Source organism: Caproicibacterium lactatifermentans (assembly GCF_013315815.1).
Lineage (GTDB): Bacteria > Bacillota > Clostridia > Oscillospirales > Acutalibacteraceae > Caproicibacterium > Caproicibacterium lactatifermentans.
The window spans coordinates 910,560-934,851 of record NZ_CP046051.1; the positions used below are offsets into that span (position 1 = coordinate 910,560).

A 24,292-nucleotide genomic window follows, 5' to 3' on the forward strand; every position below is an offset into this window, starting at 1 on the left:
CGGCGGGGCAGCGAAGCGGTTTTCCAGTGGGGGGAAACGGCTCCGCTGTTTTTTGCCGCTAAACCACATTTTTATGGTATACTGAATGTACTTAGAATACACGGCCGGCATTGGTCCTATAAAGGAGATGAGCGCTTGCGAAAACGGAAAAAGTGGGCAGTTTGGGCGGCACCGCTGGCGGTGCTGGTCCTGCTTTGTGCCTGCTTTGCGTCCGCCGGACTGTACCCGTTTGGAACAAAAACCCTGTCTTGGTGTGACATGAATCACCAGACTGTCCCGCTGCTGATGGATTTTCAGGATATCCTGAGGGGAAAATCCTCTATGCTGCTGAACTTGCAGAATGCGGGCGGTATGAGCTTTTGGGGCGTCTTTTTCTTTTTTCTGTCCAGTCCGTTTACCTTCCTGATTTCCTTTCTACCCAAAGCATCTTTTTACCTGTTTATGAACGTGCTGGTGCTGTTGAAAATGTCCCTTTGTGCCTGCACGGCATCCATTTTGTTTCTGCACACGTTTTCTCGGCTGGACGGTGTGCGAATTTCCTGTCTTTCAGTTATGTACGCGTGTTCCGGCTTTGCACTGATGTATTATCAGAATATCGTCTGGCTGGACATTGCCTGTCTGTTTCCACTTTTAGTGTTGGGCGTGTGCAGGCTGCGGGAAGCGGAAAAACCAGCGCTGTTTCTTTGGACATTATCGGCGATTATTGTTGTGGACTATTACCTAAGCGCCATGGTGCTGTTCTGGCTGGTGCTGCTGTTTTCCATTTTGTCCTCTTTTGTGGTCAACCGTACCCGCTGCAGACGGCAGATAGTCCTATTGGGATTGAGTACCGGTGCGGCTTTGCTGCTTACAGCAGTAGTATGGCTGCCATCCTTGCTGCAGTGCGGCCGTTCCGGCCGTGTAGTGGACCTTATTTCCAGCCTAAGCAGCGGCAGCATCCTGACCGGTGTGCAGACCACGCTGCCAGTTTGGTACTGTACCGGTGCCGCCGTGGCAGCTGTACCGCTGTTTTTCCTACTGAAGCGTAAGGGCAGCCGGCAGCGTGCGCTGTTTGTCAGCTATTTGCTGCTGATTTTGCCGCTGTTTATTGACCCCATTGACCGGATGTGGCACTTGGGCAGTTATCAGGCGTTTCCGGTACGCTTTGGGTATATCCTTACGCTGACAGGGCTTCTGCTTACGGGCAGCTATTTAAGCGAAGTACAGCCGCTCCAGCCAGAGCAGAAAAGCCGTCCGCTGCCGCTGTTCTTTGCGGGGGCCGCTGCCGCCGCGCTGATTGCCATTGCGGGCGAGATGCTGTCACGGCCTGCCATGCGTACAATGCTTTCACATTATGTCAATAATCTTTGGAACGACCAAACAGCGCTGCAGCTGGGACTGCTTTTCGCACTGTCGGCGACCGGCGTTTATTTAGTCCTGTTCCTGTTGTTTCATGCACAGAAAATCTCGGTTCGGGTGCTGTGTGTTCTGCTGTGCGTTGTAACCGCGGCGGAAGTCAGCTTTAACCTGCAGGTTTATGTTGCGCCTGCTGCATCGGACGGGCATGCCTATGATACAGCGCTGGACCTCAGCGGGCGGTTAAAGGACAGTTCCCTGTACCGTGTCAAGACGGATGGACTGTATTTTGATACCGACTTGATGGGTGCATTGGGATATCCGGTGCTGGACCACTACACTTCTTTGACGGACGGCACCTATATGGATACTCTGCAGAAGATGGGTTACTCCGCCCATTGGATGGAAAGCCACTCCAGCGGCGGTACGGCCCTGACCGATTCCCTGCTGGCACAGAAGTACAGCATTACCCGGCTGGGGGAGGAAAACGGCCGCACACCGCTTTACAGCAATCATCAGTATTCCCTGGTGCGTCAGCCGTACAGCCTGCCCTTTGGGTTTGTTGCCCAGAACTGCGGCAGCGCTCTTCCGGATGGTGACCGTTTTGGTGCACAGGATATGCTATACCATACTTTTTTCGGTCGGTCGGATTCTTTGATGACACGCTATTCACCGGATATTTCTGACTTTGCCCAAATGAGCAAGGCGAAGGATGGCAGTGTCACGGTTACTGGCGCGGCATACAGCAGCCTGCTGTATCATATACAGGTCACAAGGAAGACAGCGCTGTACTTCGACTGTTATACAAAGGCGTCGCGGGACCTTACCAGTTCCAACTATAATTCTCTCAGCATTTCCGTTAACGGCAGAATGATACGTTCATTGTATCCCTCAGCCGATGACAATGGATTGGTGGACTTAGGCACTTTTGAGAATCAAATGGTAGAAGTACGCGTATCGGTTCTGCACCCGGTTAACTGTCGTTCCTTCGGTGTGGCAGGGATGGACCTCACAAAGCTGCAGAGCGCTCTGCAAAATACACAGTCGCAGGCAGTGTCTCTTTCCGCGTCCGGCAATATGCTGTCCGGCACTGCTGCAGCCAGAAACAGCGGCTGGCTGGTGTTGCCTCTGCGCGGCGGCAGCGGCTTTACTGCTACGGTCAACGGCAAACCTGCACAGACAGCCGAAGCGGCAGGAATGTTCCTCGCGGTTCAGCTGCAGGCAGGGCAGAACCGTGTGGAGGTTCAGTATCTGCCGCCGGGACTTGCCGCGGGCGCCGTTTGCAGTATGGCTGGATTTGCGGCGGCGCTGCTGTTCCTGCGTCTGCTGAAAAAGAAGGGAACCAAATGCCTACGCAAGCTGGAAAAACCGGCACAGGTTGTGTTTGATATAGTCACTGCTGTGGTCAGCATTCTGCTGTATCTGTTCCCGGTTGCAGTCTATCTGGCAGCAAATCTGGAAGTCCTATTTTCCTGAAACAGGCGTATGGAATCGAAAAGAATATACAAACTAAAAAGCAGGACCGTCAACACATTTCGTGTCTGGTGGTCCTGCTCTTTCTATATTCGTGGCACAGTTTGATTTACAGGCTGCGCGTATTTTTTGTATAGCTGTGTTTTGCTTCCGCATAGGTATCTGCCATAATGGTAGCAAGGTTTTTATCCGAAAGGTTCATGGCACTTTTGCTGACCAGCCGCCGCAGGAGGACTTCGCCTTCCGAGTCCAGCTGTGTCAGAATGTACAGCTTTTCGCCGAACTGTTCGGCTGTGTCATATAGGAATCCGTTTACACCATCATGCACCAAGTCAGCATTGGCACACTGCCTTGGCAGCAGTACCGGCAGACCGGCAGCCTGAGCTTCCAGGGGAGAAGCCTTCACAGCGGAAGAAGTGGCGCCGCTGACAAAGGCCCGGCAGCAGGCATAGCAGCTATTCAAGTCACGCGGTGAAAGTTCACCGATAAATGTAACCTGATTGGAAAGGGAAAGACTGTTCGCCGTTTCAGCAAAATGAGCAGCTGCAGGCCCAGTGCCCACAACCAGCAGGTGTAGGCGGGCGTTGCCACCGGCTGCGTCGCTCCAAACTTTCAGCAGAGAATCGAGGCCGCAGTCTTCCATCAAACGGCCCGCATACACATAGCATAAGGCGTCTTCGGCAATATCCAGCCGCTTTTTAAAAGCGGGGGTAGGCTGTGTCGGCAAAAAGTTTGATAAATCCACACAGAAAGGCGAGCGCTTTACTTTGCACTGAATATCCAGTGTTTCCAAAAGGCTTTGCGTTTGTGCAGAGGGGGAACAGACCACATCGCTTTCCGTCAAAATCTTGCGCACTGTGCTGCGTACTTTCATTTTGGCAAGATTGTCATATGCTTTATTGGTGCCGTAACCTTTCAGTGCATCGTGCAGGTTATGAATAGTGGTAACCAACGGCAGCTGGTGGCGCTGAGCGTATTTTAGGCCGGCCAATCCCATTTCGTCCAGAGTAATGACGTGGATGATTTCCGGGCGGAAGCTGTTCAGCATTTTTTCCATAGGTCCCAGCAAACTGACCCGCACAGACATACCGTACAGGCTGGGAGTTACCTTTGCGGGACAGTAAATTTTGCCGTCCTGTGTAAAACAGTCGTCTATGGCCGGGTCGGCAGTTACCACCATTATCTGGTGCCCGGCTTTTTCCAGTCCGCTTTTCAGGACCGCAGTATATGTGGAGGCAGCGCATTTGACAGCGCCGGCCCCGGAAAACAAGGCAATTTTCATAAATGGACCTCCGGTAGGATTTCTGCCCGGGCACTTTGGGCAAAACAAAAAGGATACGTTTGCCCGAACAAAATCAGAATCAATTTACATTATAACACAATATTTGTATGGTTCAAGCTGAAACGAGGTGGATTCCTGCATCTTTTGCCGGATTTGGTCTTTAAACTTTTTCTGCTATAGGATATAATATAAACGATCATACTGTTTTTACCGTGCGCAGATAAGAGAAAGAGCAGGTGCTTATTAATATGGCTACAAAATTTAGTGTTTCACTGGACAAAGTAATGAAAGAGCTTTCTCTGAAAACCGTCTATATGCCCTGCGACCCGCAGAAGGTGCTTATCACCTCTACAGACGTCAATCGTCCCGGTCTGGAGCTGAATGGATTTTATGAGTATTACGATTCTTCCCGTATCATTGTCATGGGAAATGCGGAAACTGCTTTTCTAAACGACCGCCCACCCGAATACCGCGCCAGGGTGCTGAACGCTATTTTCAGCAAAAAGCCGCCGGCAGTCATCATCGCCCGCAGTTTAAGCCCTGTGCCGGAGCTGCTGGAGACAACCAAAAAATACGGTGTACCGGTGCTCGCTACTGCTGAAACAACCAGCAGCCTGGTGGCTTCACTGGTCGCCTATATGAACGTGGAACTGGCACCGCGCGTCACTCGTCATGGTGTGCTGGTAGAGGTATACGGCGAGGGAGTGCTGATTGTCGGCGACAGTGGTGTGGGCAAAAGTGAAACGGCTATCGAGTTGATTAAGCGCGGTCACCGGCTGATTGCCGATGACGCAGTCGAAATCCGCCGTGTGTCCGGCAAAACACTGGTCGGTCAGGCACCAGCCAATATTCGCCATTTCATTGAGCTGCGCGGCATTGGCATTATCAATGCCCGCCGCATTTTCGGCATCGGCGCTGTCAAAGTTTCCTCAAAAATCGACCTGATTATTAACATGGAGCTGTGGGATGGCCACAAAGTCTATGACCGTATGGGCATAGACAGTGAATACACGGAACTTTTGGGCATTAAGGTGCCGGTGCTGACTATTCCGGTCAAGCCCGGGCGGAACCTTGCTGTTATCATTGAGGTTGCTGCCATGAACAACCGGCAGAAGAAGATGGGTTATAATGCGGCAGAGGAACTGCTGCAGGGACTTGGCATGGACCTTTCCATGGTCAAGCAACAGGAAACTAAGCTGAAACTAGATATTTAACAAACTATAAATTAAAAACAGAGAGAAGCCCCGCAGGGCCATGCGGCAGGGTCCCGGGCAGGGCTTATGTGCAGGCGGAAAAACAGACGGTCAGAAACAGGGGGTATACAGCAGATGAATTTCATTGCGGATCTGCACACACACACGACAGCCTCCACCCATGCGTACAGTACATTGCAGGAAATGGTGGAAGCGGCAGCGCAGCGCGGCCTGGAGGCAATCGCCATTACGGACCACGGTGTGGCCATGCCGGGTGCGCCGGGCAGATGGTATTTTCATAATTTAGGTGTTGTCCCGCGTTATTATAAGGGCGTAATGGTATTGCGCGGGCAGGAAACGAATATCATTGACTATGAGGGACATACCGACCAGCAGGCCGACTGCGTTCATGACCTGGACTGGCTGATTGCCTCTATCCACGATGAGTGTATGCCGCAGGGGGAATCTCCGTCACCGGAAAAAGTGACGCACCTGTGGGAACAGGTATGCAGAAATCCGCATGTCAATGTCATTGGGCACTGTGGCCTGCGCCGCTTTGCTTTTGACTACGAGCGCGTTATTCCGCAGTTTGGTGCGGCAGGCAAGTTGGTGGAAATCAACGAAGGCACGTTTCGCAGCCGGCCGGATTCCATTCTGAACTGCCGGAAGATTGCGGCACTGTGCAAAAAATACCGTGTGCCGGTGGTCGTAAACAGCGACGCGCATTTTTCCACGCAGGTTGGCTGTTTTCCGCGGGCACAGCAGCTTTTGCAGGAGCTTGACTTTCCAGAGGAACTGGTGGTCAACTCCAGTGCGGAACAGCTGCGCGCCTATTTGACGAAATATACCGATGTGTTTCGCAGCTTTGTGTCAGAATGAATTTTAGGAGGATAATCCAATGGAAAAATTAGAGGCCCTGAAAAAAACGGCAGAAAATGCCGGCTGCCTGGTGCTGAGGGATGAGCCTATGAGCCGGCACACGACCTTTCAGATAGGCGGGCCTGCGGATTTATATATTGCCGCGAAGGACATCATTGCCCTGAAGGACATTGTACGCATGGCTTCCGCGCTGAACCTGCCGCTGCTGCCGCTGGGAAATGGCAGCAATGTGCTGGTAAGCGATGAGGGCGTGCGCGGCGTGGTCCTTTCCCTTACGGGGGATTTCCGCCGCATTACACTGTCTGACCCTACGACCGTTTCCTGCGGTTCAGGGGCAACCATGGCGGGGCTGTGCAAGTTTGCTCAGCGCAATGCTCTGAGTGGACTGGAGTTTGCATGGGGCATTCCCGGCAGCGTAGGCGGTGCAGCCTTTATGAACGCGGGCGCCTATGACGGCCAGTTCAGTGATGTGCTGGTATCCACTACACATGTGACCAGCACCGGCCATACGGATTCCCTTTTGGGACCGGAGATGGAAATGGATTACCGCAAAAGTGCCTACTTACAGAACAAATGCATCATTACTTCAGTGGTTGTTCGTCTGGAGCAGGGCAACAAGGAACAGATTTCCATGCAAATGGACGACAACTTCCGCCGCCGCAAAGAAAAACAGCCGCTGGAGCTGCCCAGCGCCGGCAGCGTCTTTAAGCGGCCGGACGGTGCTTATGCGGGCGCACTCATTGAGCAGTGTGGTCTGAAAGGGGAAAAAGTCGGCGGTGCCATGGTCAGCGAAAAACACGCTGGGTTCATTGTCAACACAGGCGACGCTACCTGCAGTGACGTACAGGCACTGATTGAAAAAATACAGGAAACCGTTCTGAAAAAGACCGGCGTATCCCTGGAGTGTGAAGTGCGGTTTATCTCATAAGGAAGTGTGCAGTCATGGATTTTATCATTGTTACCGGTCTTTCCGGTGCGGGCAAGTCCCGCGCGGTCCATGCTATGGAAGATATTGGGTTTTACTGCATGGACAATATCCCGCCAAAGCTTATTCCAGCCGTGTACGACCTGTGTATGCAGGCGAAGGATTCCCTTTCACGGGTGGCGGTTGTCACGGATATTCGCGGCGGCGGCATGTTCTCCAGCCTGTTTGAAACGCTGGAGGGCCTGCGTGTAGAACATAAGACCTACAAAATTCTTTTTCTGGACGCCGGCGATACGGTACTCATCAACCGATTCAAAGAAACCCGCCGGAAGCACCCGCTTTCGGAAGACACCACCAGTTTGGAACAGGCTGTCAAGCTGGAGCGGGAGATTCTGCGCCCGGTACGTGAGCGTGCGGACTACATTATAGATACCTCTCTGCTGTCGCCGGCCCAGCTGAAGGAGCGCATCTCCAGCCTTTTTCTGGGAGATGCCACTTCTGCGCTGCAGATTCACTGTATGTCCTTCGGCTTTAAGTTTGGTACGCCCACCGAAGCGGACCTCATTTTTGATGTGCGCTGTCTGCCGAACCCCTACTATGTGGAGGAGCTGCGGCACAAGACCGGTTTGGACGCCCCGGTGCGGGACTATGTGCTGAAATGGGAGCAGACTAAGGGTTTTGTTTCCCGCTTTTTAGACCTTATCGACTATATGATTCCGCTGTACTGCAATGAAGGCAAAAGCCAGCTGGTTATTGCCATTGGCTGCACAGGCGGCCACCACCGCTCAGTAACGATTGCGCAGCTTTTGTATGAACATCTGCTGGAAAAGGGCCTGCGCGCCAGTGTCAACCACCGGGATATTCGGAAGGGCTGAACAGTGGCCTTTCTGCAAACGCATAAAAGTGGGAAGTGATTTCCGTTGTCTTTTTCCTCCGATGTCAAAAATGAACTCTGTAAAACAAAGAATCGGCAGCCCTGCTGTGAAAAAGCAGAGTGCTACGGAATGCTTTTGTTTGGCCACTCTTTTTCCAGAAGCGCGGTTTCGCTGACGACCGAACACACACCTACGGCCCGGCGGGCGGCCCAGTTAACGGCAGCGCTCACCGGTGCTATTGTTTCCACCCGCACCATGCTGCGTCGTGCTTCTCATCCGGCAGGGACCGTGTCTGTAGAAGATGAGCGGGATCGAATGCGTGTACTCTCTGCGTTTGGGCACAGCGGCAGTGAAGTGCCGCTGCGGCTGAACCGTGCCAATTTGGAGGGGGAGTGCTGCCCAGCGTCTTTTTTACGCGGTGCGTTTCTCTCCTGCGGAACCGTTTTTGATCCGCAGAAAGATTACCGGCTGGAATTTGTAACACCGCATATGCATCTTTCCCGCGATATGTCGGCGCTGCTGGGGGAACTGCCGCTGGAACTGCAGCCTGGCGTGTCCCGGCGGCGGAGCTTGTATGTTGTATATATTAAGGGCAGCAGCCATACTGCGGATCTGCTGACACTGATGGGTGCGCCGCACGCCGCCATGCAGATGATGCAGGTAAAAATGCTGAGGGAAGTGCGCAACCATATCAACCGCCGCACGAATTTTGAAACTGCCAATTTGGACAAGACCGCCTCGGCGGCCGCGCGGCAAATTTACGCACTAAAGCGTTTGCAGGACTGCGGTGCCGGCATTTCTGCGCTGCCTGCCGAACTGCAGAATTTGGCCCGCCTGCGCTGCCAGAATCCGGAGCTTTCCCTGCGGGAACTAGGCAAGCAGCTGACGCCGCCGCTTTCCCGCTCCGGGGTGAATCATCGGTTACAGCGGATTACTGAACTTTCAGAAAAAATCTACCGGGAGCGCAACAGCGACTGAAGCGCTCCCTTTTTTATTGCCTATATTTCAAATTATCCGGTATGCTGCTGCCGGAAAGAAAGGGTGCCCTGCTCTATGTTTGTCCATTTACATCTTCATACCGAATACAGTTTGTTGGACGGTGCCTGCCGTATGGAACGGCTGCTGGATACCGCCAAAGCCCGTGGAGACCGCGCAGTTGCCATTACTGACCACGGTGTCATGTATGGCGCAGTTGATTTTTATAAAGCCGCCAAAGCCCGCGGAATTAAGCCCATTATCGGGTGTGAAGTGTATGTGGCACAGCGCAGCCGTATGGATCGCACACGGGAACTGGATGGCGAAAATTACCATTTGGTGCTGTTGTGCGAGAACAACGAGGGCTATCAAAATTTGATTCAGCTGGTCAGCCGTGCATGGCTGGAGGGCTTCTACCGCAAGCCCCGCGTAGATATGGAACTGCTGCGAAAATATCATAAGGGATTGATTGCATTATCAGCCTGCCTGTCTGGTGAGATTCCGCGCGTCCTTTCGGCTGAGGACTATCCGCGCGCCAAAAAAGCTGCTCTGCGCTATGCGGATATTTTTGGCAATGGTAACTTTTATTTGGAGCTGCAGGATCACGGACTACCGGAACAAAAACGCGTCAATGCCGGCCTGCTTCGTTTGGCCGACGAAACCGGTCTGCCGCTGGTGGTCACCAATGACTGCCATTATATCAATCAAGAGGATAGTGAGATGCACCGCGTGCTGCTGTGTATCCAAACCAACCACACCTTGCAGGAATCGGGCGGGCTGGAATTTGGCAGTACAGAATTTTACTATAAAACCGAGGAGCAGATGCGCGCGCTGTTTCCGCAGCATCCGGAGGCAGCCGACAACACTGTTAAGATTGCTGAGCGCTGCAATGTAACGTTTGAGTTTGGCAAAACGAAGCTGCCCCGATTTGACACCCCGAACGGACAGGATAATGTCGCTTATTTTCGTGAAAAGTGCTACGCTGGTCTGCACGAGCACTATGGGGAACACCCAAAGCCAGAAATTGTGCATCGGCTGGAGTATGAACTGAATACGATTGAAAAGATGGGGTATGTTAATTATTACCTTATTGTGCACGACTTTGTCCGTCATGCTAAAGAAGTAGGCATACCGGTCGGGCCGGGACGTGGTTCTGGTGCGGGCAGCCTTGCCGCGTACTGCATTGGCATTACCGGAATTGACCCCATTCAGTATGATTTGCTGTTTGAACGTTTTTTAAATCCGGAACGTGTCAGTATGCCGGATTTTGATATTGATTTTGCCGATGACCGCCGCCCAGAAATGATCGAGTATGTCACACAGAAATACGGTGCCGACCATGTGGCACAGATTGTCACGTTCGGCACCATGGCGGCGCGGGCCTCGGTTCGTGACGTGGGCCGTGTAATGGGAATGCCGTATGCCATGGTGGATTCCATTGCAAAAATGATTCCTACGGTGCCGGGCAAGAGCATTACGCTGGACCGCGCATTGGAAACGTCGCCGGAGCTGCGACGCCGATACAATGAAGACCAGCAGGTTCACCGCCTGCTGGATATGGCCCGCAAGCTGGAGGGAATGCCGCGAAATGCTTCTACGCACGCTGCCGGTGTTGTCATTACGGACAAGCCGGTTGCCGAGTACGTGCCACTGGCCAAAAACGGAGATGCGACAGTGTGTCAGTACACCATGACCACTTTGGAGGAACTGGGACTGCTGAAGATGGACTTTCTCGGCCTGCGCAACTTAACCATTATTCACGCGGCGGAGGAAATGATTCGCCAGCAGCAGCCGGAGTTTCATGTAGACAAGGTTCCGCTGGATGCACCGGAAGTATATGAAATGCTTTCTGCCGGCAGCACCGAGGGTGTGTTCCAGTTTGAGTCGGCAGGTATGCGCAGTGTGATTATGCAGCTGCGGCCGGAAGGAATGGAAGACCTCATCGCTGTTATTTCACTGTATCGCCCCGGTCCTATGGAGTCCATTCCGCGCTATATCCAAAACCGTCACCATCCAAAGCAGGTTACCTACGCACACCCGCTGCTGGAACCAATTCTAAAGGTAACATATGGCTGTATTGTCTATCAGGAACAGGTCATGCAGATATTCCGCTCCTTGGCGGGCTACAGCCTTGGTCGTGCTGACATTGTGCGCCGTGCCATGAGTAAAAAAAAGCACGACGTAATGGATAGGGAAAAGGAAATTTTCCTGCATGGCCTGCAGCGGGAAGACGGGACATGGGAGGTCCCCGGCTGTTTGAACAACGGCGTGGACGAAGCAACCGCACTGAAAATATACGGTGAGATGGAAAACTTCGCTTCCTATGCCTTTAATAAATCCCACGCGGCCGCGTATGCGTATCTTGCTTATCAAACAGCATACCTCAAGTGTTTCTATCCGCGTCAATACATGGCTGCCCTGATGACCAGTGTGCTGGACAATTCCGGCAAGCTTTCTTCTTATATTGCAGAGTGTTCCCGCCTGCATATCCGTGTTCTGCCGCCGGAAATCAACTCCAGTGAGGCATCCTTTACAGTTGTAGGGAATGACATTCGTTTTGGTTTGTTGGCGGTTCGGAACCTTGGCCGCGGGCTGATTGATTTCGTTTTACAGGAACGGCGGCAGGCCGGTCCGTTTCATTCCTTTTATGATTTTTGTAAGCGTACTTTTGATAAAATGAACCGCCGTGCGCTGGAAAGCCTTGTCCGCTGCGGTGCACTGGATGGATTGGGCAATAACCGTCGCGAAATGATGACAGCTGTGCCGTTGGTACTAGAAACGCTGGGCAATGACCGCCGGCGCAATGTGGAGGGACAAATTGGTTTCTTCAGCCAGATGAACGGTGGGGAAGATGAAGCCTTCCAAATAGCACCGATGCCGGACTACAGTCTGCAGGACAAGCTGAAAATGGAAAAGGAAGCAACAGGCATGTTCCTTTCCGGCCACCCCATGGCGGCATACGCCGATTTGTACCAAAAGCTGGGTGCTGTAAAGATTGGCGATTTGCTGGAATGCTTTTCGTCGGCAGGGGACAACCGCTGGCACGATGGAGACCATGTTACAATTTTAGGAATTGTGTCTGATATTAAAACAAAGGTGACAAAAAGCGGCGGCACAATGGCTTTTGTAACACTGGAGGACTTTAACGGTTCTATGGAAATGTTGGTTTTTCCGCAGACGCTGTCCCGTTTTTCACCTTTGCTGGAGGATGGAAATGTGCTGTGTGCTTCCGGACACCTAAGTGTACGGGAGGAAGAGGAGCCCAAGCTGTTGTGTGATGAGATGCAGTCAGCGGAACACCTGAAGCAGACGGACAGCAGTGATACTGGACAGACAAAAAGCGGGAAGCAAGTAAAGCCGGGGCTGTACCTGCGGGTACAGAGTGAAGCCGCCCCCGCATGGCTGCGCGCACAAAAGTATATCGCTATTTTTGACGGGCGCACACAGCTGTATGTTGCTTTTCAAAAGGAGAAAAAGTTGTACCGCGCGCCAGCTGTAGAAGGTGTGGCTGTAAATGACATTCTGCTGCAGGAACTGCGCCGTGTACTGGGCAATGGCAATGTTGCCTTCGTGAAATAATTTTCTATGACTATGGGACGATTGTCCATATAACTCTCTTGTAGAGCACCGCGAAAAAGCATATAATATATACTTAGTTGAAAAACGCCGGCGTTCGCTTTTTATGTCAGCGGGCACCGGCAGTATGGTATTGGAGGTTTCATTATAATGAGTGCAAAGTCCATTGCTGTTTTAACCAGCGGCGGGGATGCGCCGGGCATGAATGCTGCAATCCGTGCCGTTGTACGTTCTGGTATTTCCAAAGGGTTCAGTGTCCTTGGCGTGCGCCGCGGATACAACGGCCTACTGAACGGCGACGTATACGAGATGAATCTGCGTAGTGTTTCGGACATCATCGGCCGTGGCGGCACCATCCTTTACACCGCCCGCAGCCCAGAGTTCAATGCACCAGAGGGCGTAAAGAAGGCAGCAGAGGTCTGCAGCAGATTGAATGTTGTGGGTGTAGTCGTCATTGGCGGCGATGGCTCCTTCCGCGGGGCGCGGGACCTGACGAATGCCGGCGTACCCTGCATCGGCATTCCCGGTACCATCGACAATGATATTGCTTCCAGCGAATATACCATCGGCTTTGATACAGCCATGAACACAGCCGTAGATATGATTGACCGTATCCGTGATACGGCAGAGTCCCATGACCGCTGCAGCGTTGTTGAGGTTATGGGCCGTCACTGCGGCGACTTAGCACTGCAGGTCGGTGTGGCAACTGGCGCTATCTCTATTCTTGTGCCGGAAATGCCATGGGATTTTCAGACGGATATCATTGACCGCATCCGTTTGGCGCAGAAGACCGGTAAGCGTCATTTTATTATCATGGTAGCAGAGGGTGTCGGCGGCACAAATGAGATTGCTAACCGCATTCAGAAGGAAACCGGAATTGAAACACGTGCTACCATTTTGGGCCATGTACAGCGCGGCGGTTCTCCGAACCTGCGTGACCGTGTCGTTGCCAGTGAAATGGGCTACCATGCAGTGACACTGTTGGAAGAGGGCCAGGGCAACCGCGTGGTTGTTGTGCGTGGCGGCAAGGTTGTGGACCTCGACATTACAGAGGCACTGAACATGAAGCGTACATTCAATAAGGCTTTGTATGATGTTGCTTTGAGCATTTCCATCTGATTTTTATCGGATAATACACAAAATACAAAAAGGCACCGAACAAACAGCTTTCTGCTGTTGTCGGTGTCTTTTTTATGCCAGTGTGCTGACAACCTGCTGCATTTCTTCAAAAGAAGATGGGTCTGCCGTGCGTATTTTTTGACGAACGGATTCCGGCTGTGCATAGAAAAACTCATAGCTGGTCGTGTCTTGGTCTAAAAGGTCTGTTAGGCACAGGTGCTGCCCGCGCCCCGGTGCCGGTGAACTGTCCAGTCTATCCATTTTCTTCTTCTCCTCCCAGGCGGTGCACCAATGCCCGCATCTCCGCCTTGGAGTCCACCTGGTGCACCTGCTGCAGGACTTTCTGCTTCTGTTCAGGCCGCATTTCTGCGAATCTGTGGGCTGCCTGCTCATTTTCAAACAGCGCCATGCCAAACCCCATTGGCAGTTCTTTGAGTGGTTCCATCATTTCCCTCCGTTTGCAGCATATCGAAAGCCGCATAAAGTAGTGTGTGCACTGCCAAAGAGAATATAAGAAGACGGCGGCCGCCAGAATTTTCAAATAAAAAAATTCCTGCATTTGGCAGCCTTTGCAGGCTGGTAAACGCAGGGAGGAGAAGTGCCGTACTTTTCTGACAAACAAAAAAGCTAAGAAATCCGCGGATTTCTTAGCTTTACTTGATGGAGCTGCTAACGCGATTCGAACGCGTGACCTCATCCTTACCAAGGATGTGCTCTGCCAACTGAGCCATAGCAGCAAATGGCGACTCGGAACGGGATCGAACCGTCGACCTCTAGCGTGACAGGCTAGCGTTCTAACCAGCTGAACTACCGAGCCGTATGGCAGGGGCAGAAGGACTTGAACCCTCGGCACGTGGTTTTGGAGACCACTGCTCTACCAACTGAGCTATGCCCCTATATTGTTCTTACGTTGGTGAGGGTAACTCCCAAGCGCGAAAATAATAATACCATGTTATTGCGCAAATGTCAACACTTTTCTCATTTTTTTGTCTGTAGGACTGGAAATCTTTTTTTTCGGACACTTTTGTCGGTTCAGCAGACAAACCGACAAATTTATGTCTGCCAAAAAAGTATGATAAAACATATTCCTGCTGAAAAAACAGAAACCGGGCAATTCTACAGTGGAAGAGAGGAGAAGAGTTTATTGAAAAAAGAAGTTCAAAAGAAAAGCCGCTTTCACCGAATATTGTCACTAATCCTTTTGGCGGCGGTTACCGTGGGTGTCGGTATTACGTTTGCCAGTGCGGCGTTCTGTGCGCCGTCCGTATCGCATCAGTCAGAACCTGCTGAGAAGTTCCCGCAAAAAGCATTATTTCGCACACCTGCGGCTGCCCCAAGAAGTACACTGCTGATTCAGCAGACAGTCATTGGTCATACCCAGCGGCGCGAATTTACATTTTATATGACCGTTACCGATACAAAAGGCAGGACCTGCGGTGATATCCTGCGGTATTGTGATGGCCCTGCCGGACAGATATGTACACTGTATCCTGACCAAAGCGGCCGCTATATTTTTTCTTTGCAGGATGGGGATAAGGTCCTTTTTAGTCTGCCCAAAAATTGCCGCTGTACGGTTGAGGAGGAGCAAATACGGAATTGTCGGACAACGGTACATACGGACAGCGGCCGCTTCATAGAGGGCAGGGCGTGCACCGGTACGCTGATGAAAGAAACCACACTGAACTTTCAAAACCGGCAGGCTGTTGCCCCATCGGCAGATGCTTCCGGCGGTGCAGCACCAGCTCTGCTGACAGCGTCAGCCGGTCTTGCCATATGGGCACTATACCAGAAACAGCATACCGCAAAAAAGGGAAGAAGGTGTTCGGAACATGGCTGTTAAAAAAACAGTTTGTGCAGTCCTGCTTCTATCGTTTCTGTTTTCAGTATTGTTTGCGGTTCCCGTATCTGCGGAAGAAACAGCAGCAGTCCTGTTCATTCCGGTCGAGAGCACCTTCACGGGTATGCGGCCGGGCAAAGTACCCGCATTTCGGTATACCATTTCAGAAGGGTGTTCATCTACACCGATGCCGCCGACATCACAACTAACCATACAGGGTGGCGGAAGGGCTTCCTTTGGTCCTATTTTTTATCAGCATACCGGCAGCTATGTTTATCAAATTCAGCAGGAACAAGGCACGTTGACACACTGCCAGTATGATGACTCTGTTTATACAGTGACAGTGCAGGTTACGCGCACAGATTCCGGCAGGCTTTCAGCGGCGTTTCATGCAAAAAGGAATGGAAAACAGACAGAAACCGTTTCGTTTGTGGACAGTCTGACCGAGCCGGTGGAATTTGCCGCTTCACGTATTCCATTGACCGTTTCAACCTCAGCCGTTTCCCGTCCGGCTGCGTCCGGCGGCTCAGTTTCCGCAAAACCATGTATTCCGGTAGCTGGTGCTAGTGCGGCTGGATTAGTTGTTTTGCGGGCAGTACGGAAAAAAACGCGCTGAGTCGTTCTTTTCTCATAAGGAGCGGCTGAATTATTTTGCAGGTACCGCTTTTGCAGATGCCGACAGTACAATTTCTCCAAAAATTTATATTTTTCCTTTTCCAGTCTGCTTGCGCAATGGGGTGGGATGTGCTATAATCTCTGTTGCAAAAGATTTTCAATTGTCGAATAAAGAGTTCCGCTGGGGAAATATAAAACGGTGCGGAGTATCTCTCCGCATTTTTTCTGCAAAGATGTTCATTTGTGCGGTATTAGGTTAAGCGGGTTTATTCGGCAATTATCTATATATAATATATAAAATACGTCATTCAGTGGATCTGTTAAGCAGGTCCGCTGTTTCGCTTTTTGTTTCATATTCCCTGTCAGCAGCACCAGGGAATATCTACAGAGGAACCGCCTCTTTTATTATGTTTTATGCTGCCCGGAAATTTCATTTCCTGTGTGTCAGGATAATCCTTTCAGTTAACTCTCCTTAAAAATTTCACTTACTTTAGGGATTGTTCATTAATCAGCCAAAGGCTGCCCTAATACCCGGCAGGTCTGTTGTCCTGCAGCTTTTGCAGACTTCCGCACGGCAGGGAATCTGCAGTCTTTTCGCTGTTTTATTAAGGAGGCTCGTTTCTTGAATATTTTCAATCTATCATCCGGTGGACTTGCAGTAGCCTTTCTGCACTGGTTCCCGGCTGCAGCTTCCGCAACAACGCATGTGAAAGCGACGGCTGCTGCGGCTTCTGCATCCATTCCACCGTGGCTCTGCATTCCATTTGTAGGGCTTCTGCTTTCCATTGCGATTGTTCCGCTTATCAAACCAGACTGGTGGGATCGCAATAAGGGAAAGGCTGTGCTGGTTTGGTCACTGCTGTTTATTATTCCTTTTGCCATCACCTGTGGTATAGGAAGGACAACAGACGTTGTTTTGGACTGTATCTTTAACGACTATCTGACCTTTATTATCCTGTTGTTTGGCCTGTTTTGTGTGTCAGGCAATATTACCCTTGAGGGTGACCTTGCCGGTTCACCACGCATCAATGTAATTCTTCTTCTGATTGGTACATTGCTTTCCAGCTGGATTGGTACGACCGGTGCCAGCATGCTGATGGTTCGCCCAATCATTAAAGTGAATTCTTGGCGGAAACGCAAAAGTCACATCATGATATTCTTCATTTTCCTTATTTCCAATCTTGGCGGCTGCCTGACACCTATCGGCGACCCGCCGCTGCTGATGGGCTTTATGCGTGGCGTGCCGTTCTTCTGGAGCCTGCACCTGTTCCCGGTGCTTGCTTTCAACGCAGCGGTGCTGCTGCTTATTTTCTACTGGATTGACCGCTACAATTATCGGAAAGATATTGCAGAAGGCTGGAAACCGGACATCAGCAAACCCGGCGGAAAAGTCAAGATTCACGGTCTGCACAATATCTTCTTCCTGATTATGATTGTTATCGGCGTTATCCTTAGTGGTACATTGCCGACCATACCTGCCTTTAAGGATGCTTCCGGTAATGTACTGGGCATTCATATTACAAGCAATGTTACACTGGGATTCCCGTCTATTATTGAAGTTGCTATTATCCTGTTAGCAGCATGGCTGTCCTTCCGCACAACCGATAAAACGGTTCGTACAAAGAACCATTTTACATGGGGTGCTATTCAGGAAGTGGCCACTTTGTTCATCGGCATTTTCATCACCATGCAGCCTGCGCTGATTCTGCTGAAACTGCATGGTGCAGAACTGGGTCTCAACCAGCCAGCGCAGATGTTCTGGGCAGCCGGTGCACTTTCCAGCTTCCTTGACAATACACCGACCTATCTGGTGTTCCTCACCACGGCGGGTGCTCTGGGCTTTACCAGCGGTCTGTCTACTTCTGTAGGTATGATTCCGCTCAAAATGCTCATGGCTATCTCCTGTGGTTCCGTGTTCATGGGTGCCAACACCTACATTGGCAATGCGCCGAACTTTATGGTTAAATCCATCTCGGATGAAAACGGTATTCGTATGCCTTCTTTCTTCGGCTATATGCTGTGGTCTGTGGCATTCCTCATTCCAGTGTTCCTGCTGGATACGCTCATATTCTTCTTATAAGGGGGGGACTCAACTATGCAAGATAAAACGATGCAGGAAAATCGTGCAAAATGTATGAAGCTCGCTGAACGGATTTATGAATTGGACGGCGAGGTTTATCAGTGCCTGGGGTCCTCTCTGGGACGGGTTTTTACCGGTAGCCGTGACGAATGTGTGGAAAGCCTTGCGGAGCTAATGTGCGGCAGCCGGAAATCCTATTTGCTGCGCAGTGAAATGGCCTTGGTAGCAAATATGGCCCGCACCATTCCCGATGAGGAAACACGTGCCCGTTTAATGGCTGAGTACAACAACATTTTAGTGGAGATTAAAAGCATTCCCACCAGCTTTGGTACGGTCGATATTTTGGATGAAAGCCGTGCAAAACTGAACGCTATTCATCTGCATGAACGCTTTACTGACAAAGATCATCTGATTGTCTGCATCAGCCGTACACTTGGCTGTGCAGGTACAGATATTGGTTTTGCACTGGCAAATGCGCTGAAAATCAATTTTTATGATCAGAAGATATTTAATACCGTCTTGGAACATCTGGATGCGGACAAGAATTCTATTGAAGATATCTCCAGCGCTAATGCAGTGCCCAATAAGGTGAGAAAGCCACAGAAGGGTCAGACGTTGGACAACTTCCACCGTTACCATGGACTGCCCGAAAACGACGCGGTATTCTTTAACTTGAGCGGGCTTCTCTGCGAAATGGCTGCCAAAGAAGATTTTGTCGTTATGGGACGCTGCGCAGATGTTATTTTAACGGGTGGCCGTATCCCGCATGTCAGCGTCTTCATTACGGCGCCATTTGAACAGCGTGTACGGCGTGTGATGAAAACGCATTCGCTGGACCGCAAGCATGCCAGCAATCTGCTGAAGCAGCTGGACCACAAGCGCAGCAAGTATTATCATTTCTTTACCGGCCGCAAATGGGGCGACCCGGAAAACTATGACTTGTGTATCAATAGCGCAAGCTATGGAATTCAGGGATCTGTTGAAATGATTTCCCGTATGATTGACCAAAACGGTCTTTACCGGAGATAAAGCAAAACGTATGATATCCCATTTTTTGCTTTTGGCAGAGGAAAAGGAACCGATTCATTATTTTGAACCGGTTCCTTTTCTGTTTTGCAGAAAGGAGAAGGGCAATCCTTTCTGCGGACTGCACAATTGAAGATTTTTTTGCCGCAGCCTTACAAATTTTTTTATGGTTGTAAATCTATAGTAATGGTACTTAAAGACGCATTTAGTCTGGTTGCAGGCAGCAAGGAAGGGTATTCCATTACGTGTGACCAGTGCTGTGTGCGGGGCAATTACACTGCCAAAGGGTGTTTTTAAGCCAATTCTTCCACAGGAACACTTGTGCAGGGCCCAGCCTTCCGGTAGTTCTGCAACGTATTTTTCGTAAATGTCTTTCGGAGAAGAAGACCAAATCATTCCTTCTGTACTCTTGTAAGCATATATTGTGATTGTATCCATAAATCAGATGTGCTTCCTCTTGTCTTATATTTACTTCACCAGTATAAGATATTATAAAAGGAAATGCAAGTACACACCTTTTGTAAAAGTTACAACTTGTTTTGCCATACCGCAGCGTATATACTAATGGTAGATACAAAAGGGGGGAGAAGTGAAAACCATGACCGATGAAGAAATGCTTGCTGCCATTCAGCAAATGTTGGACCAACAGTTTGGTCAAGTCAATACACGATTGGATAATATGGATACACGTTTAGACAGCATGGATGCGAAGATATCCGATATGCAGACAGATATTGCAGATATTAAACAGGATGCTGCCATTACGAGGTCGGCAGCGAACACGCTGCTGGATTGGGCGGAAAAGGCACAGGTTGAAGTTAAAATTCCCTTGTACAGAAAAGAAGCTGAATGAAATACATAGTGTACAGGCAAACAGGCGCTTCCATCCGGAAGCGCCTGTTTTTGTATGTAGGAAACCACTGGTTTTTGTTTATACGTTGTCGTTTTTCCATAAAACCAAAGACGCTGACCGAACAGACCCGCCATGTGATAAAGAACCTCAAGCATTCTCTATGCGGATTCCCGTTTTTCAACAGTCCCACAGCACGGCTGATACTTCTCTTTTCCTCCTTGCTTCATTTAATTTATATTTGATAGCACAAATCATGAATAAATCAAGGTTACTTTATGCTATCTGTCATAGTCGATAAAGGAATAGACGTAAAATACGTCAAAAAAGAGGTAGGATAATATATATAAAATTGTAGATATATTACGCTAACTGATATTGCAGTTTGCCAAAAATTGTAACGGATCATCAAAACAAACGAATAACTTCTTGACAATTCAGTTAGTCGGTGCTAATGTATATATGGTTAGCGGGAGCTAATCACAAAAACAGATTGTGAAGAAGGATGATTTATGATGCCGCTAACACTTGCAAATGTAGGCGAAGAAAACATGATTAAGCGTATTGGAGGAAGTCCGGAGGTCAAGAAACACCTTAAGAATCTCGGTTTTGTTGCCGGAGGAAATGTAACGGTGGCTGCCGCGATGTCCGGTAATGTGATTGTAAATGTCAAAGAAGCACGGGTAGCAATCAGCAAAGAAATGGCGCAAAAAATCATGATTTGATTTGTATTTATAAAGCGTAAATAAACTAAGGAGGACAAAGGCATGAAAACACTTAGGCAGGTCAAGGTCGGTGATAGCATAAAGGTCGTGAAACTTCACGGCGAAGGTGCGGTCAAGCGCAGAATTATGGATATGGGTATCACAAAAGGCGTTGAGGTACATATCCGTAAGGTTGCTCCGTTGGGCGATCCGATTGAGGTTAATGTCCGTGGCTATGAGCTTTCTATTCGTAAAGCGGATGCGGAAATGATAGAGATTGAGTAATAAGGAGTTTTGGCAACTCCTATTTTTTAGGGCAGTAGGTTAGAAACCGCTAATCGTGAAGGAGAGGAACATAGAGATGGATTTAAAGATTGCTCTTGCGGGAAATCCCAACAGTGGTAAGACGACACTTTTTAATGCTCTTACCGGTTCCAACCAGTTCGTCGGAAACTGGCCGGGCGTTACAGTTGAAAAAAAGGAAGGCAAATTAAAAAAGCATGACGGTGTTATCGTAACCGACCTTCCCGGTATTTACTCACTTTCTCCGTATACCTTGGAGGAGGTTGTTGCAAGAAATTATTTGATTGGTGAGCGCCCCGATGTCATTCTAAACATCGTAGACGGCACAAACCTTGAAAGAAACCTTTATCTCACCACTCAACTTACAGAGCTTGGTATCCCAGTCATTATGGCAATCAATATGATGGATGTGGTGAAAAAGAGCGGTGATAAGATTAACATTGCCGAGTTGTCCCGCGAGCTTGGTGTGAAAATCGTCGAAATCTCCGCCCTGAAGGGCGAAGGAATCATGGAGGCGGCAGAAGCTGCGATTGATGCGGCGAAGAACGCTAAAACCGTTCCGCAGCATACCTTCTCCGGAGCTGTGGAACACGCGCTTGCCCATATTGAAGAAGCTGCCGTACATAATATGCCGGAAGAACAGCAGCGCTGGTACGCAATCAAGATTTTTGAGCGCGATGATAAGGTGCTTGAACAGATTAAACTGAATGGCGGTGTCCTTGCCCATATTGAAGAAGATATCAAAGCGGCGGAAAAAGAGCTGGATGATGACGCGGAAAGTATCATCACCAATGAGCGCTATGTGTATATCGCCTCAATTCTCAAAGCCTGCTATAAAAAGAAGAATGTCGGTAAGCTTTCAACTTCCGACAAGATTGACCGTGTTGTAACAAACCGTTGGCTTGGACTTCCTATTTTTGCAGCCGTGATGTTCCTTGTTTACTATATTTCCATGGTTTCTGTCGGTACGGCTGCAACTGACTGGATGAATGACGGCGTGTTCGGTGACGGCTGGCACCTGTTTGGCATTGGCTCCAGCACATATAGTGAAGCCGCCGACACCTACGGTGACAGCGATCAGATCATTAAAGGATTTGTCGCTAAATACGGTGATAAGAACATCTCAGCTGCCATAGATACGAAATCTGAAAATTATGATGAAGCGGTTGCTAAATCGGCACTTGAACAGCTTGTAAGCGAAACTCCTTCAAATGCAAGCGTAACCTACCAGACAGAGAACGAAGAAACTCTTGAAGCAACCGACCACCCGAATACGACAAAAACGGATTTGAAAAATGCGGTTGCCGCTTATCTGAATACCAATTATAAAGAATCCTATGGCGCACCTGATACATCCACTTATGGTGTATGGGTTCCCGGTATCCCTGTTTTGGTTGGTAACGGACTGGAAGCTGCGGGTGCAGCGGATTGGCTTTCAGGACTCATCAATGACGGTATCGTCGCCGGTGTCGGTGCGGTGCTGGGTTTCGTTCCGCAGATGCTCGTTCTATTCCTCTTGCTTGCATTCCTTGAAGCCTGCGGCTATATGTCCCGTATCGCCTTTGTTCTTGACCGTGTGTTCCGTAAGTTTGGGCTTTCGGGTAAATCCTTTATTCCGATGCTCATCGGCGTGGGCTGCGGCGTTCCCGGCGTCATGGCATCCCGTACAATTGAAAACGAGCGTGACCGCCGTATGACGATTATGACTACCACTTTTATCCCTTGCGGTGCAAAGGTTCCGTTTATCGCTATGATTGCAGGCGCACTGTTCGGCGGTTCCGCAATTGTCTCCACATCGGCATACTTTATCGGCATGGCGGCAATTGTTATCTCCGGCATTATTCTGAAAAAGACGAAAATGTTCTCCGGAGAACCGGCTCCCTTCGTTATGGAGCTTCCTGCTTATCACTGGCCGACTGTCAAGAATGTGCTTCGCTCCATGTGGGAACGCGGCTGGTCTTTCATCAAGAAAGCCGGAACAATCATTCTTCTCTCCACCATCGTTGTTTGGTTTACCACTTACTTCGGATTTGTTGACGGAACCTTCCGTATGCTTGCAGAGGATGAAATCAATTCTTCCATTCTTGCAGCTATCGGCGGAGCCATCGCATGGATATTCAAGCCTCTCGGTTGGGGAACTTGGGAAGCGGCTGTCGCTTCCATTACCGGCCTTGTTGCCAAAGAGAATATTGTCGGCACCATGGGTATCCTCTACGGTGCTTCCGGCAATGTGTATGCAACACTTGGCAGCGTATTCACCGGTATCAGTGCATACTCATTCCTTGTGTTCAACCTTTTGTGCGCTCCTTGCTTTGCGGCTATCGGTGCAATTAAGCATGAGATGAATAGCGCCAAGTGGACATGGTTTGCCATTGCTTATCAGTGCGGATTTGCTTATGTAATTGCACTGATGATCAATCAGTTCGGCGGTATGTTCACAGGCAATGTGAATGTAGTTGGCTTAATCTTCGCCTTTGCATTTCTCGCAGGTATGATTTATATGCTGGTTCGTCCGTATAAAGAAGCCACGAAATTAACTGCAAAAGTGAAAGTAAAATAAAACAAATGATACTCTTGAAAGGAGTCGATTGAAATGCTCACATGGCTTAGTGCAAATATCGCAACAATTCTTATTTCTCTTGCGCTTGTCGTTATCGTAATCGGAATTATTGTTGTCATGAGAAGAGATAAAAAGAAAGGCAAATCCACCTGTGGCGGCAATTGCGGGCATTGTCCGATGGGCGGCTCCTGCCACAAGCAATGATGTTACTAGGGGAGACGCAGAAAACACACTGTGCCTCCCTTATCTTTTAGCAGGAGGTAAGCGATGACTAACCGGAAACAAATATTAACTGCCTCAAATATCAAATACTTGCTGGCACTGTATGCACTCAATTCGGATGGTTCCGGCACACGCTGTGTACGAATTGCGGAAGCACTTGGTATCACAAAACCGAGTGTCCACGCTATGATAGATACGCTAAAGGAGATGAAACTGGTACGCAAAGATTTATACGGTGCCGTTTCTTTTACGGATACTGGGCGGGAACTTGCACGAAAATACAGTAAATACTATGAGGTTCTGTGCAGTTATCTCCGAGTGTTATTACCAGATGAATCCGATGTGGGTTCTGCTGCTTGTGCGCTTATGGCAGAGGTAGAGCCGGAACATCTGGAAGAAATGTGTGACCGAATTAAATAGGAAGAAAGCGGAAAAGGTCATGTATCTTGAATTAATCGAACTT

General features: G+C 49.8%; 22 protein-coding genes and 3 tRNA genes. 18 read left to right on the top strand and 7 right to left on the bottom strand.

Going from position 1 to position 24,292, the window contains the following annotated elements:
• Window positions 1-135 precede the first annotated feature (135 nt).
• Window positions 136-2,811, top strand: a complete 2,676-nt coding sequence (locus GJQ69_RS04435) for a YfhO family protein (protein WP_157658941.1) — start codon at window positions 136-138, stop codon at window positions 2,809-2,811.
• A 106-nt stretch (window positions 2,812-2,917) separates the two neighbouring features.
• On the opposite strand, the gene GJQ69_RS04440 is transcribed toward GJQ69_RS04435, so the two are convergent.
• Window positions 2,918-4,090 (bottom strand): glycosyltransferase, encoded by a 1,173-nt coding sequence (locus GJQ69_RS04440; RefSeq protein WP_086035882.1) that lies wholly within the window; start codon window positions 4,088-4,090, stop codon window positions 2,918-2,920.
• A 248-nt stretch (window positions 4,091-4,338) separates the two neighbouring features.
• On the opposite strand from GJQ69_RS04440, the gene hprK reads away from it, so the two are divergent.
• The 7 genes from hprK (at window position 4,339) to pfkA (ending at window position 13,632) form a co-directional block, all read left to right on the top strand.
• Window positions 4,339-5,304 carry an HPr(Ser) kinase/phosphatase gene (hprK, locus tag GJQ69_RS04445; protein WP_086035881.1) on the top strand — a complete coding sequence of 322 codons (966 nt, stop codon included), beginning with the start codon at window positions 4,339-4,341 and terminating at the stop codon, window positions 5,302-5,304.
• A 114-nt stretch (window positions 5,305-5,418) separates the two neighbouring features.
• On the top strand, window positions 5,419-6,162 hold the full coding sequence (locus GJQ69_RS04450; RefSeq protein ID WP_086035880.1) for a phosphatase: 744 nt from the start codon (window positions 5,419-5,421) through the stop codon (window positions 6,160-6,162).
• A gap of 19 nt (window positions 6,163-6,181) precedes the next feature.
• Window positions 6,182-7,090 (top strand): UDP-N-acetylmuramate dehydrogenase, encoded by a 909-nt coding sequence (murB, locus tag GJQ69_RS04455; RefSeq protein WP_086035879.1) that lies wholly within the window; start codon window positions 6,182-6,184, stop codon window positions 7,088-7,090.
• Window positions 7,091-7,104: 14 nt separating this feature from the next.
• The gene (gene rapZ, locus GJQ69_RS04460) at window positions 7,105-7,962 is read left to right on the top strand and encodes an RNase adapter RapZ (protein WP_086035878.1); all 858 of its coding nucleotides are present in this window, start codon (window positions 7,105-7,107) and stop codon (window positions 7,960-7,962) included.
• 45 nt (window positions 7,963-8,007) lie between these two features.
• The gene (whiA, locus tag GJQ69_RS04465; RefSeq protein WP_174193093.1) at window positions 8,008-8,940 is read left to right on the top strand and encodes a DNA-binding protein WhiA; all 933 of its coding nucleotides are present in this window, start codon (window positions 8,008-8,010) and stop codon (window positions 8,938-8,940) included.
• A gap of 75 nt (window positions 8,941-9,015) precedes the next feature.
• Complete coding sequence (locus GJQ69_RS04470; RefSeq protein ID WP_174193095.1) at window positions 9,016-12,516, top strand: DNA polymerase III subunit alpha; 3,501 nt, start codon at window positions 9,016-9,018, stop codon at window positions 12,514-12,516.
• Between the two features lie 147 nt (window positions 12,517-12,663).
• The gene (gene pfkA, locus GJQ69_RS04475; RefSeq protein WP_086035875.1) at window positions 12,664-13,632 is read left to right on the top strand and encodes a 6-phosphofructokinase; all 969 of its coding nucleotides are present in this window, start codon (window positions 12,664-12,666) and stop codon (window positions 13,630-13,632) included.
• Between the two features lie 72 nt (window positions 13,633-13,704).
• Here the strand turns inward: pfkA and GJQ69_RS04480 are convergent, their stop codons facing one another.
• From GJQ69_RS04480 to GJQ69_RS04500, 5 genes are all read right to left on the bottom strand, one after another.
• Entirely contained in the window at window positions 13,705-13,893 is a 189-nt protein-coding gene (locus tag GJQ69_RS04480) for a hypothetical protein (protein WP_086035874.1), read from the bottom strand.
• Window positions 13,886-14,077: a hypothetical protein gene (locus GJQ69_RS04485; RefSeq protein WP_157658940.1), complete on the bottom strand. Its 192-nt coding sequence runs from the start codon at window positions 14,075-14,077 to the stop codon at window positions 13,886-13,888. Before GJQ69_RS04485 ends, GJQ69_RS04480 begins: the two co-directional genes overlap by 8 nt.
• A gap of 216 nt (window positions 14,078-14,293) precedes the next feature.
• Window positions 14,294-14,369 (bottom strand) — tRNA-Thr (locus GJQ69_RS04490).
• Between the two features lie 3 nt (window positions 14,370-14,372).
• Window positions 14,373-14,449, bottom strand: a tRNA-Asp gene (locus GJQ69_RS04495).
• 3 nt (window positions 14,450-14,452) lie between these two features.
• Window positions 14,453-14,528, bottom strand: a tRNA-Trp gene (locus tag GJQ69_RS04500).
• A 248-nt stretch (window positions 14,529-14,776) separates the two neighbouring features.
• Here GJQ69_RS04500 and GJQ69_RS04505 point away from each other — a divergent pair.
• The 4 genes from GJQ69_RS04505 to GJQ69_RS04520 all read left to right on the top strand — a co-directional run bounded on the left by GJQ69_RS04505 (window position 14,777) and on the right by GJQ69_RS04520 (window position 19,193).
• Window positions 14,777-15,472 (top strand): DUF7601 domain-containing protein, encoded by a 696-nt coding sequence (locus GJQ69_RS04505; protein ID WP_086035872.1) that lies wholly within the window; start codon window positions 14,777-14,779, stop codon window positions 15,470-15,472.
• Window positions 15,462-16,085 (top strand): Spy0128 family protein, encoded by a 624-nt coding sequence (locus GJQ69_RS04510; RefSeq protein WP_174193096.1) that lies wholly within the window; start codon window positions 15,462-15,464, stop codon window positions 16,083-16,085. Before GJQ69_RS04505 ends, GJQ69_RS04510 begins: the two co-directional genes overlap by 11 nt.
• Window positions 16,086-16,706: 621 nt before the next feature.
• Entirely contained in the window at window positions 16,707-18,164 is a 1,458-nt protein-coding gene (locus tag GJQ69_RS04515; RefSeq protein ID WP_338031368.1) for a sodium:proton antiporter, read from the top strand.
• A 15-nt stretch (window positions 18,165-18,179) separates the two neighbouring features.
• Window positions 18,180-19,193 (top strand): cytidylate kinase-like family protein, encoded by a 1,014-nt coding sequence (locus GJQ69_RS04520; protein WP_236849738.1) that lies wholly within the window; start codon window positions 18,180-18,182, stop codon window positions 19,191-19,193.
• Between the two features lie 57 nt (window positions 19,194-19,250).
• On the opposite strand, the gene GJQ69_RS04525 is transcribed toward GJQ69_RS04520, so the two are convergent.
• A complete protein-coding gene (locus GJQ69_RS04525; protein ID WP_086035870.1) occupies window positions 19,251-19,628 on the bottom strand; it encodes a hypothetical protein in 378 nt (125 codons plus the stop codon).
• A gap of 160 nt (window positions 19,629-19,788) precedes the next feature.
• Here GJQ69_RS04525 and GJQ69_RS04530 point away from each other — a divergent pair, with 160 nt between their 5' ends.
• The 6 genes from GJQ69_RS04530 to GJQ69_RS04555 all read left to right on the top strand — a co-directional run bounded on the left by GJQ69_RS04530 (window position 19,789) and on the right by GJQ69_RS04555 (window position 24,249).
• Window positions 19,789-20,043 carry a hypothetical protein gene (locus GJQ69_RS04530; RefSeq protein WP_086035869.1) on the top strand — a complete coding sequence of 85 codons (255 nt, stop codon included), beginning with the start codon at window positions 19,789-19,791 and terminating at the stop codon, window positions 20,041-20,043.
• A gap of 509 nt (window positions 20,044-20,552) precedes the next feature.
• Complete coding sequence (locus GJQ69_RS04535; protein ID WP_174193098.1) at window positions 20,553-20,765, top strand: FeoA family protein; 213 nt, start codon at window positions 20,553-20,555, stop codon at window positions 20,763-20,765.
• A 42-nt stretch (window positions 20,766-20,807) separates the two neighbouring features.
• Complete coding sequence (locus tag GJQ69_RS04540; protein WP_086035867.1) at window positions 20,808-21,029, top strand: FeoA family protein; 222 nt, start codon at window positions 20,808-20,810, stop codon at window positions 21,027-21,029.
• A gap of 76 nt (window positions 21,030-21,105) precedes the next feature.
• Window positions 21,106-23,607, top strand: a complete 2,502-nt coding sequence (feoB, locus tag GJQ69_RS04545) for a ferrous iron transport protein B (RefSeq protein ID WP_086035866.1) — start codon at window positions 21,106-21,108, stop codon at window positions 23,605-23,607.
• A 33-nt stretch (window positions 23,608-23,640) separates the two neighbouring features.
• Window positions 23,641-23,811 (top strand): FeoB-associated Cys-rich membrane protein, encoded by a 171-nt coding sequence (locus GJQ69_RS04550; protein ID WP_086035865.1) that lies wholly within the window; start codon window positions 23,641-23,643, stop codon window positions 23,809-23,811.
• A 63-nt stretch (window positions 23,812-23,874) separates the two neighbouring features.
• Window positions 23,875-24,249 carry a metal-dependent transcriptional regulator gene (locus GJQ69_RS04555; RefSeq protein WP_086035864.1) on the top strand — a complete coding sequence of 125 codons (375 nt, stop codon included), beginning with the start codon at window positions 23,875-23,877 and terminating at the stop codon, window positions 24,247-24,249.
• Window positions 24,250-24,292 lie beyond the last annotated feature (43 nt).

Bases quoted from the DNA above. Each gene is read 5' to 3' on its own strand.
- feoB (WP_086035866.1), top strand. From the start codon at position 21,106: ATGGATTTAAAGATTGCTCTTGCGGGAAATCCCAACAGTGGTAAGACG.
- pfkA (WP_086035875.1), top strand. From the start codon at position 12,664: ATGAGTGCAAAGTCCATTGCTGTTTTAACCAGCGGCGGGGATGCGCCG.
- GJQ69_RS04440 (WP_086035882.1), bottom strand. From the start codon at position 4,090: ATGAAAATTGCCTTGTTTTCCGGGGCCGGCGCTGTCAAATGCGCTGCC.
- GJQ69_RS04520 (WP_236849738.1), top strand. From the start codon at position 18,180: ATGCAAGATAAAACGATGCAGGAAAATCGTGCAAAATGTATGAAGCTC.
- GJQ69_RS04535 (WP_174193098.1), top strand. From the start codon at position 20,553: ATGATGCCGCTAACACTTGCAAATGTAGGCGAAGAAAACATGATTAAG.
- GJQ69_RS04540 (WP_086035867.1), top strand. From the start codon at position 20,808: ATGAAAACACTTAGGCAGGTCAAGGTCGGTGATAGCATAAAGGTCGTG.
- murB (WP_086035879.1), top strand. From the start codon at position 6,182: ATGGAAAAATTAGAGGCCCTGAAAAAAACGGCAGAAAATGCCGGCTGC.
- GJQ69_RS04530 (WP_086035869.1), top strand. From the start codon at position 19,789: ATGACCGATGAAGAAATGCTTGCTGCCATTCAGCAAATGTTGGACCAA.
- GJQ69_RS04450 (WP_086035880.1), top strand. From the start codon at position 5,419: ATGAATTTCATTGCGGATCTGCACACACACACGACAGCCTCCACCCAT.
- hprK (WP_086035881.1), top strand. From the start codon at position 4,339: ATGGCTACAAAATTTAGTGTTTCACTGGACAAAGTAATGAAAGAGCTT.
- GJQ69_RS04470 (WP_174193095.1), top strand. From the start codon at position 9,016: ATGTTTGTCCATTTACATCTTCATACCGAATACAGTTTGTTGGACGGT.
- GJQ69_RS04525 (WP_086035870.1), bottom strand. From the start codon at position 19,628: ATGGATACAATCACAATATATGCTTACAAGAGTACAGAAGGAATGATT.
- GJQ69_RS04550 (WP_086035865.1), top strand. From the start codon at position 23,641: ATGCTCACATGGCTTAGTGCAAATATCGCAACAATTCTTATTTCTCTT.
- GJQ69_RS04485 (WP_157658940.1), bottom strand. From the start codon at position 14,077: ATGGAACCACTCAAAGAACTGCCAATGGGGTTTGGCATGGCGCTGTTT.
- GJQ69_RS04555 (WP_086035864.1), top strand. From the start codon at position 23,875: ATGACTAACCGGAAACAAATATTAACTGCCTCAAATATCAAATACTTG.
- GJQ69_RS04510 (WP_174193096.1), top strand. From the start codon at position 15,462: ATGGCTGTTAAAAAAACAGTTTGTGCAGTCCTGCTTCTATCGTTTCTG.
- GJQ69_RS04480 (WP_086035874.1), bottom strand. From the start codon at position 13,893: ATGGATAGACTGGACAGTTCACCGGCACCGGGGCGCGGGCAGCACCTG.
- rapZ (WP_086035878.1), top strand. From the start codon at position 7,105: ATGGATTTTATCATTGTTACCGGTCTTTCCGGTGCGGGCAAGTCCCGC.